Below are 16,503 nucleotides of genomic sequence, written 5' to 3'. Positions count from 1 at the left end.
CATGCTGCCCCACACCCGCTCGATAGACTCGCCGGCATGTCTGGCCAGCCGAAGTCGCAGTCCCTGCTCGTGCCCGGGGAGATCTCTCCGGCCCGTTCCGTACCGGGTCGCATCCCGCGCCCCGAGTACGTCGGGAAGCCCATGCCCACGCCGTACACCGGCCCCGAGGTGCAGTCCGCCGAAACCATCGAGCTGATGCGGATCGCGGGGCGGATCGCGGCGCAGGCGATGGAGGAGGCGGCCAAGCACATCGCGCCGGGGGTGACCACGGACGAGCTCGACCGGGTCGCCCACGAGTTCATGTGCGACCACGGCGCCTACCCCTCGACGCTCGGCTACCGCGGCTTCCCCAAGTCGCTGTGCTCCTCGGTCAACGAGGTCATCTGCCACGGCATCCCCGACTCGACCGTCCTCAAGGACGGCGACATCGTGAACCTGGACGTCACGGCGTACATCGGCGGCGTGCACGGCGACAACAACGCCACCTACTTCTGCGGCGACGTCGACGAGGAGTCGAAGCTGCTCGTCGAGCGGACCCGGGAGTCCCTGAACCGCGCGATCAAGGCGGTCCGGCCGGGCCGCCAGATCAACATCATCGGCCGGGTCATCGAGTCGTACGCCAAGCGCTTCGGCTACGGCGTCGTCCGCGACTTCACGGGCCACGGGATCAGCACGGCCTTCCACTCCGGCCTGATCGTGCCGCACTACGACGCTCCGCACGCGACCACCGTGATCAAGCCGGGGATGACCTTCACGATCGAGCCCATGCTGACCCTGGGCACCCACGAGTACGACCTGTGGGAGGACGGCTGGACGGTCGTCACCAAGGACCGCAGGCGCACGGCCCAGTTCGAGCACACGCTGGTGGTCACGGAGACGGGCGCGGAGATCCTCACCCTGCCGTGACCGCGCCCGGGCGGCGTTTTCCCGGAACACGTGTCCCGCCGAGGCCCAGCGGGTACGTTTTTACCGACAGGACGTCGGGAACCAGTTGACTTAGGTATACCTAAGTTGAGACGATCCCGCTGGTTCCCGCACCCCTCGGTCCCCGGAGGCACGCCTTGACGACGACCGCGACCACGCCGTTCTCCACCCTCATCCGCACGGCCTCGCACGAGCAGCACACGGAGGCGGAGACGACGACGTTCATGGGCGACCTGCTCGGCGGCCGGCTCGGGGTGGAGGCGTACGCCCGCTACACCGAGCAGCTCTGGTTCGTCTACCGGGCCCTGGAGGAGGGCGCTTCGGCGCTCGCCCAGGACCCTCTGGCGGGGGCGTTCATCCGGCCGGAGCTGATGCGCACCGCCGCGCTGGAGCGGGACCTGGCCCATCTGCGCGGCGCCGACTGGCGACGCGCCGCCACCCCGCTGCCCTCGACGGCCGCGTACGCCGCACGCGTCACCGAATGCGCCCGCACCTGGCCCGGCGGATACGTGGCGCACCACTACACGCGCTATCTGGGCGACCTGTCGGGCGGCCAGATCATCCGCGACAAGGCGGAGCGCACCTGGGGCTTCGCGCGCAAGGGCGACGGCGTCCGCTTCTACGTCTTCGAGCAGATCCCCAACCCGGCCACGTTCAAGCGGAGTTACCGCGACCTGCTCGACCGGGTGCGCGCGGACGACCTGGAGAAGCAGCGGATCGTCGACGAGTGCAAGCGGGCCTTCGCCCTGAACACGGCCGTGTTCAGGGAGCTGGGCGAAGAGTTCCCGCTCAGCGCCTGACGCCGCCCGTGAGGCCCGGGCGGCCGCCCCCGGTCAGACAGCGTTCCAGCCGCACCCTGCCCCCGAGCTCGATCGTGTCGTCGGGGCCGGGCGCCGTCAGGAGCTGGGAGCCCCTGCCCTGGGTGATGTTCAGGGCCCGGCCCAGCTGGTGGGTGAGCAGCAGGGCGGCGGCTCCGGTGGCCTCGTCCTCGTCGATGCCGTCGCCGCGCCCGGGGAAGCCCCGCGCCCGCACCCGCCCGGCCGCCTCGTCCTCCCAGCCCCACGCGTACACCCACTCCCCCGGCTCCGGGACCGCGAGCGCCTCGACCTCGGCGGCCGAGGCGTACTGCCGCAGGGTGCGCGGCGGCGCCCACGCGGCGCGGGCGGTGATCCAGCTGAACTCGCCGTCCTGGCGGGCGAAGACGTCTCCCACCGGCAGTTCGAGGACGTCCAGGTCGAGCAGCCAGGAGGTGCCGACCAAGGGGTGCCCGGCGAACGGGAGGCGCAGCCCGGGGGTGTAGATCTCGACGGTGCCGCGCTCGGGGTCGTCCACGAACACGGTCTCGCTGAAGCCGAGTCGACGCGCGAGCTCCTGCCGGGCCGCCCCGTCGGGCACGGCCGTTCCTTCGCGCACCACCCCGAGGGCGTTGCCGTGCCCGCCGTCGGGTCCGCAGAAGACCCGGAGGACGTCGATCAGTACGTCGAGTTCACTCACGCACGCATTGAAGCAGCAGACCGGGCCGGGATCCGGGGCCGGGGTGCGACCCCCGCCCGGCGCGATCCGTGATCCGGCCGTGACCGGTGAGAGCTGAATCACGCACCCCGCGGGTATCGGTGAGGTAAGGCTCGGTTAAGTTAGGTTCGCCTCAGTCGACCCGTTCGACCCTGACCCAGCGTGGAGCCCGCATGCGACCCGTCCGTACCTCCGTAGTCACCGCCGCCGCTGCCGTGGCGGCCCTGACCGCCGTCACGGGCTGCGCCGAGAAGAGCGGCGCCAAGTCCGGCGGCGCCGGGGACGCGGTCCAGGTGACCGCCACCGACAGCACCTGCAAGCTGTCGAAGACCGAGTTCCCCGCCGGGCACGTCAAGTTCGACATCGAGAACAAGGGCTCCAAGGTCACCGAGGTCTACGTCCTCTTCCCCGACGACCGCATCGTCGCCGAGCGCGAGAACATCGGCCCCGGCCTCAAGCAGCAGCTGACCGCCGAGGTCAAGGCCGGTTCGTACGAGGTCGCCTGCAAGCCGGGCATGAAGGGCGACGGCATCCGCCAGAAGGTCACCGTCACCGGCGGCACCGCCGCCCAGCGCAACCCGCAGCTCGACACGGCCGTCGCCGAGTACCGCAAGTACGCGCAGGAGCAGGCCGACGAGACGCTGCCCAAGGTCAAGGTCTTCACCGACGCGGTGCGGGCCGGCGACGTGGAGGCGGCGAAGAAGGCGTTCGCGCCCTCGCGCCTGGGCTGGGAGCGCACCGAGCCGGTCGCGGAGTCCTTCGGCGACATCGACCCGAAGACCGACACCCGCGAGGACGGCCTGGAGAAGGGCCAGAAGTGGACCGGCTGGCACCGCCTGGAGAAGTCGCTCTGGACCGACGGGAAGATCGGCCAGGACGAGAAGGACCTCGCCACCGAGCTGGACAAGGACCTGGCCGACTGGCAGAAGCGGGTCGGCACCGCCGAGATCACCCCGACCTCGATGGCCAACGGCGCCAAGGAGCTCCTCGACGAGGTCGCCACCGGGAAGATCACCGGTGAGGAGGACCGCTACAGCCACACCGACCTGTCCGACTTCAAGGGCAACGTCGAGGGCGCGCAGAAGGCGTACGAGCTGCTCAAGCCGGTCGCCTCGAAGAACGACCCGGCCCTCGCCAGCGAGCTGGACAAGCAGTTCGCGGCCCTGAACACGCTGCTCGACAAGTACCGCACGGACAAGAACTCCTACGACTTCACCGCGTACGACAAGGTCGGCGCGGGCGACCGCAAGCAGCTCTCCGACACGGTGAACGCGCTCGCCGAGCCGCTGTCGAAGCTCGCCGCCGCGGTCACGAAGTAACGGCCGGAGCCAGGAGGAGATCCGTCATGAGCGAAACGACCGAGGTCACCGAACCCGGCCGGTCCCCCTCGCGCCGGGCGCTGCTCGGCTGGGGCGGCGCGGGGCTCGCGCTGGGCGCGGCCGCGGCCGGCGGCGCCGTGGCCGTCGTCAAGGGCGGCGGGGGCGACGCGGTGCCCGCCGCCGACTCGGGGGCGGCAGTGCCCTTCCACGGCGCCCACCAGGCCGGCATCGCCACCGCCGTCCAGGACCGGCTGCACTTCGCCGCGTTCGACGTGACGACGAAGGACCGGGCCGAACTCGTCCGGCTCCTCAAGGACTGGACGGCGGCCGCCGCCGCGATGACCGAGGGCAAGCCGGTCGGCGAGGGCGCCTACGGCGGTCTCGCCGAGGCGCCGCCGGACGACACCGGCGAGGCGCTCGGCCTCAAGCCGTCCCGGCTCACCCTGACCTTCGGCGTCGGCCCCTCGCTCTTCGCCAAGGACCGCTTCGGCCTGGAGTCCAGGCGGCCCGAGGCGCTGGTCGACATCGAGCAGTTCCCCGGCGACAACCTCGACCCGGCGCGCAGCGGCGGCGACCTGTGCGTGCAGGCCTGCGCGGACGACCCGCAGGTCGCGGTGCACGCGATCCGCAACCTGGCCCGCATCGGCATGGGCAAGGTCGCCATCCGCTGGTCCCAGCTCGGCTTCGGCAAGACGTCCTCGACGACGCCGGACGCGCAGACCCCGCGCAACATGATGGGCTTCAAGGACGGCACCCGGAACGTCTCGGGCACCGACGACAAGGCCCTCGACGAGCACGTGTGGGTCGGCGCCAAGGACGGCGGCGACTGGATGACGGGCGGCTCCTACCTGGTGGCCCGCCGCATCCGGATGCACATCGAGACCTGGGACCGCACCTCGCTCCAGGAGCAGGAGGACGTGTTCGGCCGCGACAAGGGCGAGGGCGCCCCGGTCGGCAAGGCCAAGGAGCGCGACGAGCCGTTCCTGAAGGCGATGAAGCCGACCGCCCACGTCCGCCTCGCGCACCCCGACTCCAACGGCGGGGCCCGGATCCTGCGCCGCGGCTACTCCTTCACGGACGGCACGGACGGCCTCGGCCGCCTGGACGCGGGCCTGTTCTTCCTGGCCTACCAGCGGGACGTCCGCAAGGGCTTCCTGCCGATCCAGCGCGCCCTGGCCCGCCACGACGCGCTCAACGAATACATCCAGCACGTGGGTTCGGCGATTTTCGCGGTCCCGCCGGGCGTCCGGGACAAGGACGACTGGTGGGGCCGGGGACTCTTCGGCTGAGAGGAAGACATGTTCGCCAACTATCTGATCGGCCTGCGCGAGGGGCTCGAAGCCAGCCTGGTCGTGTGCATCCTGGTCGCGTACCTGGTGAAGACCGGCCGCCGGGACGCCCTCAAGCCGGTGTGGATCGGCGTGGCGGTGGCCGTCGGCGTGGCGTTCGCGTTCGGCGCGGGCCTGGAGTTCGGCTCCCAGGAGATGACCTTCAAGGCCCAGGAGGCGCTCGGCGGTTCGCTGTCGATCATCGCCGTCGGCCTGGTCACCTGGATGGTGTTCTGGATGCGGCGCACCGCGCGGCACCTGAAGACCGAGCTCCAGGGCAAGCTCGACTCCGCCCTGCGGATGGGCACCGGCGCGCTGGTGGCCACGGCGTTCCTCGCGGTCGGCCGGGAGGGCCTGGAGACCGCGCTGTTCGTGTGGACCTCGGTGCACGCGGCCGGTTCCGAGAACGGCACCTTCCAGCCGATGATCGGCGCCCTGCTCGGCCTCGCCACCGCGGTGTTCCTCGGCTGGCTGTTCTACCGCGGCGCCCTGAAGATCAACCTGGCGAAGTTCTTCACGTGGACCGGCGGCATGCTGGTGGTCGTCGCGGCCGGCGTCCTCGCCTACGGGGTGCACGACCTCCAGGAGGCCGACTTCCTGCCGGGCATCAACTCCCTGGCGTTCGACATCAGTTCGGCCATCCCGCCGGACAGCTGGTACGGCACGCTCCTCAAGGGCGTCTTCAACTTCCAGCCCGACCCGACCGTCGTCCAGGTCGTGGTCTGGGCCCTGTACCTGGTCCCCACGCTCGTGTTCTTCTTCGCCCCGGTAGGGTTCCGGAAGTCCGTGGGGGCTACGAGGGTCGAGGGGCAGAAGGCGGTTCATGAGCAGGGTGAGTCGGCTGACGGCGGGGCTCGCGACGGCGACCGTACTGACGGTGACCGCAAGCGGCTGCGTGACGGTGCACGGGGAGCGGGAAGTCGTACCGTCGGCGACGAAGGCTGAGGCCGCCGAGGCGCTCACCGCGTTCACCGACGCCTACAACAAGGCCGACAAGGCGTACGACCCGGCCCTCGACGCGGGCCGGGTCACCGGCGCGTTCGGCGCCACCACCCAGGCGGGGTTCACCGCCCGCCATGTGACGAGCCCGGGCGGCAACCCGCGGCACTCGGACCTGACCCTGACCGACGCCAAGTACACGATCCCCAGGCAGGCCGGCTGGCCGCGCTGGTTCGTCGCCGACACCGACTCCAACCGCGACCAGGACGACAAGGGCCCGAACGACACCCGCTGGCTGCTGCTCTTCATACGCGGCGGCCCGCAGCAGGGGTGGAAGCTGGCGTACCTCTCGATCCTGGGCGTCAAGGACGTCCCGGCCTTCAAGACGGACAAGGACGGCTGGGCCGAGCCGGTGCGCCCCGACGACCCCTCGCTCGCGGTCGCCCCCAAGGACCTGAGCGCGGACTACGCCTCCTACCTCCAGGACGGCAGACCGCCCGTGTTCGCGGACGGGGAGCACACCAGTGGCTGGCGCGAGGCCCGCCAGAAGAACGCGGTACGGTCCGGCCGGATCAGCCAGTTCCTCGACCAGCCCCTGAACGAGGGCGACTTCGCCCCGCTGGGCCTGCGTACCGCCGACAACCGCGCGCTGGTCTTCTTCGCGGCCCGCCACTTCGAGCGCCAGACCGCGGCGAAGGGGGTCCGTCTGGACATCTCGCCCGACGAGAAGGCCCTGATGTCCGGCGAGGTGAAGTCCTCCCTGACCAGGGAGTGGATCTCCAACGAGCTGGCGCTGGTGCCTGCGCAGGGGCGGGTCGTGGTGGCGAACCGTGTGCAGGGCCTCGTGGGGCTGAAGGGCGAATAGCCCCACCCCCGGCCCTCCCGGAGCGCGCCCTTCGTCTGCACGCCGTCCGTGGCCGATCGCGCAGTTCCCCGCGCCCCTTGGCGGCATTGGGGCTGGCCTGCATGGGCATCTTCAGCCCGTCATGGGGGTCCCCCCTGGCCCTTAAGGCCTTGGGGGAGTTTGAGGACGAGCGCCGTTCAGGCGCGAACGGGGTCTGGGGCGGAGCCCCAGGGGGTGGGGGGCTAGCGGCCCAGGGGCCAGGCCACCGCGTGGGAGCCCGTCTCGCCCGCGTACCGCGCACACGCGTCCGTCAGCGCCTCAAGGAGCGTGAGCGGATCGGGAAGCGCGTGCTCCGGACCCCGCACCCAGCCGACCTCCAGCTCCCCCGGCAGCCGCGCGGGCGGCACGAGGACGTAGCTTCCCCGGCAGTGCCAGCGCAGCCCCGGGTGCTCGTCCATCGTCTCGGGGTGGCAGTCCAGCTCGCAGGGCCACCACTCGTCCTCGTCCTCGGGCGTACCCCGGGTCGCGGTGAAGAACAGCATCCGCCCGTGGTCCCCGTCCCCGGCGGCCTCGGCGACGGGGCCGATCTCGACGCCCTCGGACAGCAGCCGGGCCAGCGCCTCGCGGCCCGCTTCGAGCGGCACGTCGAGCACGTCGTGGACCATGCCGGTCGCGGTGATGAAGTTGGCCTCCGGCTGCCCGAGCGCCCAGCGCTCGATCTGCGCGCGGTCGGTGGTCGACTGCGTCTGCCAGGCGAAGGAGACGGGGTGGCGGGCGGGCGTGGGACACCCGACGCGCTCACAGGAACACCGGTAGCCGACGGGGTGGGCGGCGGGCGCGAGGGGCAGGCCCGCCGCGGCCACGGCCAGGAGCAGCCCGAGCCGGCCCTGGTCCGCGCCCGGAGCGTCCTTGGGCCGCCTGCGCAGCCAGCGGGACAGTTTGCTCTCCTCGCCGCGGGAACGGCCGAACTCAGCGCCCATCTATCCCCTCACCTCACCGTCGACCCCGAGGGACTCGTCGCCACAAGGGACTCGTGTCCACGAGGAACATCGTCCCACCATCCTGCTCCCCGGGTGACCGCACCGGACATCCGGGGTGTGTGACATGACCCGCCCATGACCAACGGGGGGCCTCCGGGTGACCGGTGCGAGGCGGTCGCGCACCGGCTCCGGGCGGTGCCGGGCGGCACGGACGGGCGGGCCGGTGCGTGAGCCGACGCGGTGGCGTACGGGGGCGGAAGGGGCGGGGGCGCACACATGAACCGAACGAGCCAGCCGAAAAACACCCGGACGGTTCACTGCGCGGACGCCCCGCACGGCGGACCATGGGCTGCACTCGGTTGTGCGCCCGCGCAGCCCAAGTCGCCCGTGAGGAGCCCTCATTGCCTCGTGAAGCCCGTGACCTCCGTACCCCGAGAACCGCCCGACCCCGGCGCTATCTGATGTGCCCACCGGCACACTTCAAGGTCACGTACTCCATCAATCCGTGGATGGACCCCGAGAAGCCGGTCGACCTGCCGCTGGCCCTGGCCCAGTGGGAGGACCTGCGCGACCGCTACCGCTCGCTCGGCCACACCGTCGAGCTGCTCGACCCCCGCCCCGACCTGCCGGACATGGTCTTCGCCGCCAACGGCGCCACCGTGATCGACGGCCGGGTGCTCGGCGCCCGCTTCGCCCACCCCGAACGCGCGGCGGAGGCGGAGGTCCACCTCGACTGGTTCCGTACGCACGGCTTCGACACCGTGCACGAGCCCTCGCACATCAACGAGGGCGAGGGCGACTTCGCGGTCACGCACTCGTACGTGCTGGCCGGTCGCGGCTTCCGGTCCAGCCCGCTGTCGCACGACGAGGCCCAGGAGTTCTTCGGCCGCCCGGTCATCGGCCTCGATCTGGTCGACCCCCGCTACTACCACCTGGACACCGCGCTGTGCGTCCTGGACGACGCGGCCGACGAGATCATGTACTACCCGGCGGCCTTCTCCCCCGGCAGCCGGGCGGTGCTGTCCCGGCTGTTTCCGCACGCGCTGATCGCCGAGGAGCCGGACGCGGCCGCCCTCGGGCTCAACGCGGTCAGCGACGGACGCCACGTGCTGCTCCCGCAGGGCGCCGTCGGCCTGTTCGACCCGCTGCGGTCCCGTGGCTACGAGCCGATCGGCATGGACCTGGGCGAGCTGCTCAAGGGAGGCGGCAGCGTGAAGTGCTGCACCCAGGAGCTGCGTCCCTGACCAGGAGTCCCTGGTCAGGAGTCGCCGACTAGGAGATGGGCGCGGCGGGGTGGGGCGGCCAGGGGTCGCCCCATTCGGCGTCCCGGGCCGCCCGGTACAGCGCGCCGTGCCGTTTGCTGACCGTCTCGCGGCGCAGCTGCTCCTCGGCGGTGCACAGGTCGAGCAGCACCAGCCCCTTGCGGATCTGCGGCTTCCGGACGACCCGGGCTCCCGCGGGCTCGGGGAGGAAGCGCGTGGCGACGACGTAGCTGAACTTCTCGTCCTCGTACGCCAGTGAGCCGCCCTTGACCTGGCGGTGCAGCGAGGAGCGGCTGACCCGGGCCGAGAAGTGGCACCAGTCGGTGCCGGGCTCGATGGGGCAGGCGGCGCTGTGCGGGCAGGGCGCGGCGATGCGCAGTCCGGCCGCGACGAGCCGGTCGCGGGCCTCGATGATCCGGGCGTAGCCGTCGGGGGTGCCGGGCTCCACGATGACGACGGCGCCGGTCGCGGCGCGGGCCGCCGCGTCCACCAGGGAGCGCCGGTCCTCGGGGGTGAGCTCGTTCAGGACGTAACTGACGGTGACGAGGTCGGCGTCCTCCAGGGCGAGGGCCGTACCGATGCGGGCGCGCTCCCAGCGGGCGGCGCGCAGGCCGGGGAGCCCGGAGGCCTCGGCGAGTTCGCGGCCGACGGCGAGCGCGGGCTCCGCCCAGTCCAGGACGGTGGTGGCGACGGGGGTCCCGGCGTCCTCCCAGGCCTCGGCGACCGCCCAGCTTGCGGCGCCCGTGCCGCCGCCGATGTCGGTGTGGGTGGCGGGAGTCCAGGCCCCGGCCGCGTCCCGGAACGCGCCGAGCGCGGAGCGCACCGCCTCGAAGGTGGCGGGCATCCGGTACGCGGCGTAGGCGGCGACGTCGGAGCGGTCGCGCAGCACCGGGGCGTGGGTGGGGACGACGCCGCGGTAGTGGCTGATCAGCCGCTCGACGGCTCCCGCGGCCTGTGAGGGCGGCAGCCCGTCGAGCAGTCCGGCCAGGGCCGAGCGCAGGACGTCCGGGGTGGGGAGGGAGTGGTTCACCGGGGGAGTCTACTTTTGCCGCGCCGCCGCACCGGCCGCCGCCGTGGCGGGCCCGGCCGCGCGCTGCCAGGGCCGGCACAGGAGCAGGAAGCAGAGCAGGGCGGCGACGGCCGAGGCGAGCTGCACCACGGCCATGGGCACGGCGGTGGCCTCCCCGGCGATGCCGACCAGCGGGGAGGCGACCGCGCCGACCAGGAAGGAGGACGTGCCGAGCAGCGCGGAGGCGGAGCCCGCGGCGTTCGGGGTGCGCATCAGGGCCTGGGCGTTGGTGTTGGGCATGGCGAGGCCCATCGCCGACATCAGCACGAAGAGACCGGCCGCGACGGGCGCGAGGCCCACCTCGCCGAACACGCCGGACGTCATGAGCAGCAGCGCCGTCGCCGCCAGCGTGATGACGGCCAGGCCGAAGCCGAGCGCCTTGTCCAGGCTGACCCGGCCGATGAGGAGCTTGCCGTTGATCTGGCCGACGACGACCAGGCCGACGGAGTTCAGCCCGAACAGCAGGGAGAACGTCTGGGGTGAGGCCCCGTAGATCTCCTGCACCACGAAGGGCGACGCCGAAATGTAGGCGAACAGCGCGGCGAAGGCGAGGCCGCCCGCGAGCATGTAGCCGGTGAAGACCCGGTCCTTGAGCAGGCCGCCCATGGTGCGCAGGGCCTCCCCGACGCCGCCCGCGTGGCGGCGCTCCGCCGGGAGCGTCTCGTGCAGGAACTTCCACACCACCGCGGTGAGCAGCACGCCGATCACGGTCAGCACGGCGAAGACGCCGCGCCAGTCGGTCAGCCGCAGCACCTGTCCGCCGATGAGCGGGGCCACCACCGGGGCGACCCCCGAGATCAGCATCAGGGTGGAGAAGAAGCGGGCCATCTCCACGCCGTCGTACAGATCGCGCACCACGGCGCGGGCGATCACGATGCCCGCGGCCCCGGCCAGGCCCTGCAACAGCCGGAAGCCGATGAGGAGTTCGACGTTCGGCGCGAAGGCGCAGACCGCGGTGGCCAGGACGTACACGACCATGCCGACGAGGAGGGGGCGGCGGCGTCCCCACTTGTCGCTCATCGGCCCGACCACGAGCTGGCCGAGCGCCATCCCGGCCAGGCACGCGGTGAGGGTGAGCTGGACGGTCGCGGCGGGCGAGCGCAGCGCGTCGGTGACCTCGGGCAGGGCCGGGAGGTACATGTCCATGGAGAGCGGCGGGAGCGCGGTGAGCCCGCCGAGCACGAGCGTGACCAGGAGGCTGGTGCGCCGGACGGCGGCGGTGGCCACCGCGCGCGAGGCCGTCGCGCCGGCCGTGGTCGATATGGGGCCCTGGGTGTCCTGGCCGCCGCGCTCCGCCATCGGTTTCTCTCCTGAAAGTTGAATCGAAGAACCATGTTCTCAGTCGGACCCCGCCGACGGGACCACTCGGGAGGAACGGGAAAGGAGGAACGGGTCACACCGGGACACGGCCCGCGGGCGGCACGCGGCTCCCACATCGCGGACGGGCCGTCTCACGCACTGGCCGCTCCCGTACGCTCCGGGCTCATGGACATCACCTCGCAGAAGTCTGCCGTCGTGACCGGTGCCGGGTCCGGCATCGGCCGTTCCGTGGCGCTGGAGCTGGCCGACGCGGGCTGGTCGGTGACCCTGGCCGGGCGCCGCGCCGGGGCCCTGGAGGAGACCGCGGCACTGGCCGGGGCGCAGGCCCGCGTGCTGTGCGTGCCCACGGACGTGACCTCCCCCGACGAGGTGGCCGCGCTGTTCGCCGCGGCGCGCTCCGCACACGGCCGGGTGGACCTGCTGTTCAACAACGCGGGGACGTTCGGGCCGGGCGGGGTGCCGGTCGAGGACCTGTCGTACGAGGCGTGGCGCTCGGTGGTCGACGTGAACCTGACCGGCGCGTTCCTGTGCGCGCAGGCCGCGTACCGGACCATGAAGGAGCAGGCGCCGCAGGGCGGCCGGATCATCAACAACGGGTCCATCTCGGCGCACGCGCCGCGGCCCGACTCGGTGGCCTACACGGCGACGAAGCACGCGATGACCGGGCTCACCAAGTCGCTGTCCCTGGACGGGCGGCCGTACCGGATCGCCGTCGGGCAGATCGACATCGGCAACGCGGCGACCGACATGACGCAGCGGATGCGGACCGGAATCCCGCAGGCCAACGGCGAGTTGGCGGTGGAGCCGGTGATGGACGCGCGGGACGTGGCGCGCACGGTGCTGCACATGGCGGAGCTCCCGCTGGAGGCGAACGTCCAGTTCGCCACGGTGCTGGCCACGACGATGCCGTACATCGGGCGGGGCTGACCCCCGGCCGCCTTCGCAGCCCCGACGGACCGCCGGGCCGCCGGGCCGCTCCCCCGCCCGGAATAGCCCGACCGGGGCGGGAGTTGAGGCGATCATGACGAACGACGCGCAGCCCGAGGTCCTCCGCTACACCGCCTTCTCGGCCGACCCCCTGGGGGGCAATCCGGCCGGCGTCGTCCTGGACGCCTCGGGACTCGACGACGCGGCCATGCTGGCGATCGCCGCCGAACTCAACTACAGCGAGTCGGCGTTCCTGACCGCGCCGCCGGAGGGGCTCGGCGAGCCGGGGCGGGCGTTCACGCTGCGGTACTTCAGCCCGAAGGCGGAGGTGCCGTTCTGCGGGCACGCCACCGTGGCGACGGCGATCGCGCTCGGCGAGCGGATCGGCACCGGGGAGCTGGTCTTCGCGACCCGGGCGGGCACCGTCCCGGTGACCGTCGCAGAGGACCCGGCGAGCGGCGGCCTGCGCGCCACCCTGACCAGCGTCGAGCCGCACTCCGAGCCCGTCGGCGAGAAGGACCTCGCCGAGGCGCTGGCCGCCCTGGACTGGTCCGCCGGAGACCTCGACGCCGCGATCGTGCCGGGGATCGCCTTCGCCGGGGCCCGCCACCTCGTGCTCGGCGCGGCCACCCGCGAGCGCCTGGCCCGCCTCTCCTACGACTTCGACCGGCTCACGGCGCTGATGCGGCGGCTCGACCTCATCACCGTCCAACTGGTTTGGCGGGCCTCGGAGTCGGTCTTCCACGTCCGCGACCCGTTCCCGGTCGGCGGGGTCGTGGAGGACCCGGCGACGGGAGCCGCGGCGGCCGCGTTCGGCGCGTACGCGCGGGAACTCGGCCTGGTGCCCGCCGAGTCGGTGCTGACCCTCCACCAGGGCGAGGACCTCGGCCGCCCCGGGGTGCTCACCGTGACGCTGCGCGCGGGCGACGCCCGGGTGCGGGTGAGCGGCGCGGGGGCCCGCATCCCGGCGTGACCCGGTGACCGGGCGGGTTCACCCGGGGGTCAGGCCTGCCCGGTCTCGAAGCGGCTGACCTTGCCGCCGTCGACGGTGAAGCGCCAGGAGGTGCGCATCTCGCCCCAGGTGTCGTTGCGGTAGTTGGCGACCAGACCGAGGCCGTCGTGCGTCTGCTTCTCGATGTCCATGTGGCCGCCCGAGGAGAAGATCTCGCGCTCGGTCCAGTCGGCGACATCGCGGTCCGAACCGTCGTCGGACATCGTGGCCCCGGGGGCCAGGGCGGCGGCGAAGGCGTCGCGGTCACCGGAGTTGAGGGCGCCGACGAAGGCGCGGACGGCCGGTTCGGTCAGCTTGTCGAGGGCGATGGTCACGGTCTTGTCTCCCGGTCGGTGCGGGCCGGTCCGTCTCGCGCGGGTCGGCCCGGAGCGTACGAACGATTCATCCCCCAGGACACCCCAGCCGGACCCGGGCCGCCACCGGGGCGCTGCCGGATGGCACGGTGGGCCCATGGACGACACCTCCTGGAACTCCCCCTGGCCCACGGTCACCGCCCTGCACGCCTGGCTGACCGAGCGGAGCCCCCTGCCGCCCGAGCAGCAGACCCTGCTCCGGATGCTCAAGCTGTCGGAGGAGGTGGGCGAGGTCGCCGAGGCCGTCATCGGGGCGACCGGCCAGAACCCCCGCAAGGGCGTCTCGCACAGCTGGCAGGACGTCCAGTCCGAGCTGTGCGACGTGATCGTGACGGCGATGGTCGCGCTGACCACCCTGACCCCGGACGCGGGCCGCGTCTTCGACGACCATCTCACCAAGGTGGCCCGGCGCTCACTCGGCGGCGGCTGATCCCGCGGCCCGTCAAGGCGCCGGGCCCGCCCCGGCCGCGGGCAGCCGCAGCGTCGTGACCGCCCCGCCCGTCGCGGCATTGGAGAGGCGCAGGTCGATGCCGAGCACCTCGGCCTGGCCCACCGCGATCGTGAGGCCGAGCCCGTGCCCCTTGCCGCGCCCCGGATCGCCGGTGCGGAAGCGCTGGGGGCCGCGGTCGATGAGGTCGGCGGGGTAGCCGGGACCGTGGTCGCGGAGCTCCACGACGGGGCCGTCCACGGTGAGGTCCACCGGGGGCGCGCCGTGCCGGTGGGCGTTGACGACGAGGTTGGCGATGATCCGGTCGAGGCGCCGCCGGTCGGTGCGCACGGTGGCGTCGCGCAGGACGCGTACCGCGCAGTCGAGGCCGGTGGCGCGTACCGCGCGCTGCGCCAGTGGGCCCAACTCGTGGTCGGCGAGGTCCGGTTGTTCGGCTCCCGCGTCGAGCCGGGAGATCTCCAGGAGGTCCTCGGTGAGGGTGTGCAGCGCCTTGAGCCGGTCGTTGATCATCTCTTTGGGGCGGCCCTCGGGCAGCAGCCCGGCGGCGGCGAGCATGCCGGTCAGCGGGGTGCGCAGTTCGTGCGCGACGTCGGCGGTGAACCGCTTCTCCGACTCCAGCCGCCGTTGCAGGGAGGCGGCCATCGAGTCCAGGGCGACCGCGACCGCCGTCACCGCGTCGTGTTCGGCGGCCTTGCCGCCGGGCGGGATGCCGGTGCGCACATCGAGGTCGCCGTCGGTGATCCGGCGCGCCACGGTGGCGGTACGGCGCAGCCTGCGGCTGATCCGCCCGGCGAAATACGTACCGGCGAGCGTGACGCTGCCCGCCGCGAGGAGCGCGGAGCCGAGGATGGCGGTGTCCATCTGGCGCAGGTGGTCCCGGGTGCTCGCGTACGGGACGGACACGGCGAGCACCCGCCCGCCTGCCGGGGCCGCCGCCCACATGACCGCGCCGCCGCCCTGCTCGCCCACCATCAGCCCGCGCTCGCCGCCGAGCGCCAACTTCCGCAGCGGGGGCGGGAGTTCGACCGGGTCGAGGACGGCGCCGTGCCCGTCGGTGGTCTCGGTGCCGTACGCGTACTCCTTGAGCGCGCCGTCCAGACTCTGCCGCGCCTCCTTGCGGACCTCCTCCACCCGCTGCCGGGTCAGCACGTTGTGCACCAGGACCCCGAGGATCGCGGCGACCGCGCAGGCCACCCCGGCCACGGTGAGCACGATCTTGCAGCGCAGGCCGTACGTCCAGCCCGGCCGCACCCGCTCGAACCGGCCGGTCACGAGCGGCCGCCCGGCGTGGGCGACGGCGGCAGGCAGGGGATGCCGGAGGTCTGCTTGAGGGCGCGGCAGGTGTCGAGCTTGAGCTCGATGAGCGCCATCATGCGGCCGTCCCAGCCGTAGTGCGAGACGTACACGAAGCGGTCGTTGGAGGTGGGTTCGCGGATGGCGAGGTGGCCTGCGGCGAGTTCGACGCCTTCGAGGACGGCGCGCCGCGAGAACACCCGGGTGACCACGGAGTCGACCACGTGGTAGACCCGCATCTCACTGGCGCGGCCGTCGATGTCGACGGCGGTGATCAGCTCGGCGCGGCCGTCGCCGGTCAGGTCCCGCAGCACCGGCTCGCGCATCCCGCAGTCGGCGGCCCGCGCGCAGTGGGCGACCCGCTCGGCGGCCCGGCGGTCCACCAGGCGGCCGGTGCCCTGGTCCTCGCGCTCGGTGGCGGTGAGGTCGGCCTTGACCACGGCGAGCGGATCGGCGTCCCGCATGTCGCCGGAGCCCACCCGGGCCACACCGGGCACGGCGAAGGGCCGGCCGCGCTGCTGCTCGGGGCCGGGCGGTGAAGGGACGGCGTCGGGCCACAGCGGCTCCGGCGGGGCGACGCTCGCCGCCACCCCGTCCCGGTGCAGCCCCTCCGTGTCCGCGCAGCCCGTCAGTGCGGCGACGAGGCAGCCGGCCAGGAGGAGCCACCGGGCGGGGCGGCGGGAGCCCGCGTGCTCAGCCAAGCTGTCCGAGCATGCCGGTGACCGAGTTGAGCGCGGTGTGCAGCGAGGGGGCGACCGCCGTATCGGCGAGATAGAAGCCGAACCCGGCGCAGACCAGCGCGTGGGACAGCTTGGTGCCACCTTTGTGGCAGAGGAAGAAGGCGCCCGCTGCGAGCGCCAGCATCACGGGAAAGTGAAGGGAAGGCACGGCGTTTCACCTCGTGTCCCCGAGTCGACGTGTGCGGCACCGCGGCCGTCTCGATGGAGCACGGTCCTGCGTTCGGTACCGCGAA

General features: G+C 72.8%; 18 protein-coding genes. 10 read left to right on the top strand and 8 right to left on the bottom strand.

Annotation, left to right across the window (positions count from 1 at the left end; genetic code table 11):
* Positions 1-36 precede the first annotated feature (36 nt).
* Together map and AC07F3_RS08555 are read left to right on the top strand one after the other, a co-directional pair.
* Positions 37-906 (top strand): type I methionyl aminopeptidase, encoded by an 870-nt coding sequence (map, locus tag AC07F3_RS08560; RefSeq protein ID WP_479111725.1) that lies wholly within the window; start codon positions 37-39, stop codon positions 904-906.
* Positions 907-1,061: 155 nt separating this feature from the next.
* The gene (locus tag AC07F3_RS08555) at positions 1,062-1,724 is read left to right on the top strand and encodes a biliverdin-producing heme oxygenase (RefSeq protein WP_479111723.1); all 663 of its coding nucleotides are present in this window, start codon (positions 1,062-1,064) and stop codon (positions 1,722-1,724) included.
* Here AC07F3_RS08555 and AC07F3_RS08550 read toward each other — a convergent pair.
* Positions 1,714-2,418 (bottom strand): PhzF family phenazine biosynthesis protein, encoded by a 705-nt coding sequence (locus tag AC07F3_RS08550; protein WP_479111721.1) that lies wholly within the window; start codon positions 2,416-2,418, stop codon positions 1,714-1,716. The two genes, AC07F3_RS08555 and AC07F3_RS08550, sit on opposite strands and share 11 nt — an antisense overlap.
* Before the next feature lie 191 nt (positions 2,419-2,609).
* Here AC07F3_RS08550 and efeO point away from each other — a divergent pair, with 191 nt between their 5' ends.
* The 4 genes from efeO to AC07F3_RS08530 are packed head-to-tail and all read left to right on the top strand — an operon-like array spanning position 2,610 to position 6,887.
* The gene (efeO, locus tag AC07F3_RS08545; protein WP_479111719.1) at positions 2,610-3,755 is read left to right on the top strand and encodes an iron uptake system protein EfeO; all 1,146 of its coding nucleotides are present in this window, start codon (positions 2,610-2,612) and stop codon (positions 3,753-3,755) included.
* Between the two features lie 26 nt (positions 3,756-3,781).
* Positions 3,782-5,044, top strand: coding sequence for an iron uptake transporter deferrochelatase/peroxidase subunit (gene efeB / locus AC07F3_RS08540; protein WP_479111717.1), 1,263 nt, complete (start codon positions 3,782-3,784; stop codon positions 5,042-5,044).
* A 9-nt stretch (positions 5,045-5,053) separates the two neighbouring features.
* A complete protein-coding gene (gene efeU, locus AC07F3_RS08535; RefSeq protein WP_479111716.1) occupies positions 5,054-6,028 on the top strand; it encodes an iron uptake transporter permease EfeU in 975 nt (324 codons plus the stop codon).
* Complete coding sequence (locus AC07F3_RS08530; RefSeq protein WP_479111948.1) at positions 5,916-6,887, top strand: SCO2278 family lipoprotein; 972 nt, start codon at positions 5,916-5,918, stop codon at positions 6,885-6,887. Before efeU ends, AC07F3_RS08530 begins: the two co-directional genes overlap by 113 nt.
* Before the next feature lie 221 nt (positions 6,888-7,108).
* On the opposite strand, the gene AC07F3_RS08525 is transcribed toward AC07F3_RS08530, so the two are convergent.
* The gene (locus tag AC07F3_RS08525; protein ID WP_479111714.1) at positions 7,109-7,846 is read right to left on the bottom strand and encodes a bifunctional DNA primase/polymerase; all 738 of its coding nucleotides are present in this window, start codon (positions 7,844-7,846) and stop codon (positions 7,109-7,111) included.
* A 344-nt stretch (positions 7,847-8,190) separates the two neighbouring features.
* Between AC07F3_RS08525 and ddaH the strand changes: the two genes are divergently transcribed.
* Positions 8,191-9,090 (top strand): dimethylargininase, encoded by a 900-nt coding sequence (ddaH, locus tag AC07F3_RS08520; RefSeq protein WP_479111712.1) that lies wholly within the window; start codon positions 8,191-8,193, stop codon positions 9,088-9,090.
* A 28-nt stretch (positions 9,091-9,118) separates the two neighbouring features.
* Here the strand turns inward: ddaH and AC07F3_RS08515 are convergent, their stop codons facing one another.
* Both AC07F3_RS08515 and AC07F3_RS08510 read right to left on the bottom strand, forming a co-directional pair.
* A complete protein-coding gene (locus AC07F3_RS08515) occupies positions 9,119-10,138 on the bottom strand; it encodes a small ribosomal subunit Rsm22 family protein (RefSeq protein WP_479111710.1) in 1,020 nt (339 codons plus the stop codon).
* 9 nt (positions 10,139-10,147) lie between these two features.
* Complete coding sequence (locus tag AC07F3_RS08510) at positions 10,148-11,476, bottom strand: Bcr/CflA family multidrug efflux MFS transporter (RefSeq protein ID WP_479111708.1); 1,329 nt, start codon at positions 11,474-11,476, stop codon at positions 10,148-10,150.
* A gap of 186 nt (positions 11,477-11,662) precedes the next feature.
* On the opposite strand from AC07F3_RS08510, the gene AC07F3_RS08505 reads away from it, so the two are divergent.
* Together AC07F3_RS08505 and AC07F3_RS08500 are read left to right on the top strand one after the other, a co-directional pair.
* The gene (locus AC07F3_RS08505) at positions 11,663-12,424 is read left to right on the top strand and encodes an SDR family oxidoreductase (protein WP_479111706.1); all 762 of its coding nucleotides are present in this window, start codon (positions 11,663-11,665) and stop codon (positions 12,422-12,424) included.
* A gap of 94 nt (positions 12,425-12,518) precedes the next feature.
* The gene (locus tag AC07F3_RS08500; RefSeq protein ID WP_479111704.1) at positions 12,519-13,397 is read left to right on the top strand and encodes a PhzF family phenazine biosynthesis protein; all 879 of its coding nucleotides are present in this window, start codon (positions 12,519-12,521) and stop codon (positions 13,395-13,397) included.
* 29 nt (positions 13,398-13,426) lie between these two features.
* Here the strand turns inward: AC07F3_RS08500 and AC07F3_RS08495 are convergent, their stop codons facing one another.
* Positions 13,427-13,750, bottom strand: a complete 324-nt coding sequence (locus tag AC07F3_RS08495; protein ID WP_479111702.1) for a nuclear transport factor 2 family protein — start codon at positions 13,748-13,750, stop codon at positions 13,427-13,429.
* A 136-nt stretch (positions 13,751-13,886) separates the two neighbouring features.
* Here AC07F3_RS08495 and AC07F3_RS08490 point away from each other — a divergent pair, with 136 nt between their 5' ends.
* On the top strand, positions 13,887-14,219 hold the full coding sequence (locus tag AC07F3_RS08490; protein ID WP_479111700.1) for a MazG-like family protein: 333 nt from the start codon (positions 13,887-13,889) through the stop codon (positions 14,217-14,219).
* A 12-nt stretch (positions 14,220-14,231) separates the two neighbouring features.
* Here the strand turns inward: AC07F3_RS08490 and AC07F3_RS08485 are convergent, their stop codons facing one another.
* Genes AC07F3_RS08485 through AC07F3_RS08475 form a run of 3 tightly spaced genes read right to left on the bottom strand, consistent with a single transcriptional unit; the run spans position 14,232 to position 16,418 of the window.
* Complete coding sequence (locus AC07F3_RS08485) at positions 14,232-15,509, bottom strand: sensor histidine kinase (RefSeq protein WP_479111699.1); 1,278 nt, start codon at positions 15,507-15,509, stop codon at positions 14,232-14,234.
* A complete protein-coding gene (locus AC07F3_RS08480) occupies positions 15,506-16,231 on the bottom strand; it encodes a hypothetical protein (RefSeq protein WP_479111697.1) in 726 nt (241 codons plus the stop codon). The genes AC07F3_RS08485 and AC07F3_RS08480 overlap by 4 nt, the downstream gene beginning before the upstream one ends.
* Positions 16,224-16,418 (bottom strand): hypothetical protein, encoded by a 195-nt coding sequence (locus AC07F3_RS08475; protein ID WP_147267279.1) that lies wholly within the window; start codon positions 16,416-16,418, stop codon positions 16,224-16,226. Before AC07F3_RS08475 ends, AC07F3_RS08480 begins: the two co-directional genes overlap by 8 nt.
* Positions 16,419-16,503 lie beyond the last annotated feature (85 nt).

It is taken from the genome of Streptomyces sp. NPDC045846 (assembly GCF_056431605.1).
This window is presented reverse-complemented; position numbering and strand designations above follow the sequence as displayed.

What these genes read in the sequence shown, in the direction of transcription:
- map (WP_479111725.1), top strand. Translation starts at nt 37, where the DNA reads ATGTCTGGCCAGCCGAAGTCGCAGTCCCTGCTCGTGCCCGGGGAGATC.
- AC07F3_RS08525 (WP_479111714.1), bottom strand. Translation starts at nt 7,846, where the DNA reads ATGGGCGCTGAGTTCGGCCGTTCCCGCGGCGAGGAGAGCAAACTGTCC.
- efeB (WP_479111717.1), top strand. Translation starts at nt 3,782, where the DNA reads ATGAGCGAAACGACCGAGGTCACCGAACCCGGCCGGTCCCCCTCGCGC.
- efeO (WP_479111719.1), top strand. Translation starts at nt 2,610, where the DNA reads ATGCGACCCGTCCGTACCTCCGTAGTCACCGCCGCCGCTGCCGTGGCG.
- AC07F3_RS08490 (WP_479111700.1), top strand. Translation starts at nt 13,887, where the DNA reads ATGGACGACACCTCCTGGAACTCCCCCTGGCCCACGGTCACCGCCCTG.
- ddaH (WP_479111712.1), top strand. Translation starts at nt 8,191, where the DNA reads ATGGGCTGCACTCGGTTGTGCGCCCGCGCAGCCCAAGTCGCCCGTGAG.
- AC07F3_RS08505 (WP_479111706.1), top strand. Translation starts at nt 11,663, where the DNA reads ATGGACATCACCTCGCAGAAGTCTGCCGTCGTGACCGGTGCCGGGTCC.
- AC07F3_RS08500 (WP_479111704.1), top strand. Translation starts at nt 12,519, where the DNA reads ATGACGAACGACGCGCAGCCCGAGGTCCTCCGCTACACCGCCTTCTCG.
- AC07F3_RS08510 (WP_479111708.1), bottom strand. Translation starts at nt 11,476, where the DNA reads ATGGCGGAGCGCGGCGGCCAGGACACCCAGGGCCCCATATCGACCACG.
- efeU (WP_479111716.1), top strand. Translation starts at nt 5,054, where the DNA reads ATGTTCGCCAACTATCTGATCGGCCTGCGCGAGGGGCTCGAAGCCAGC.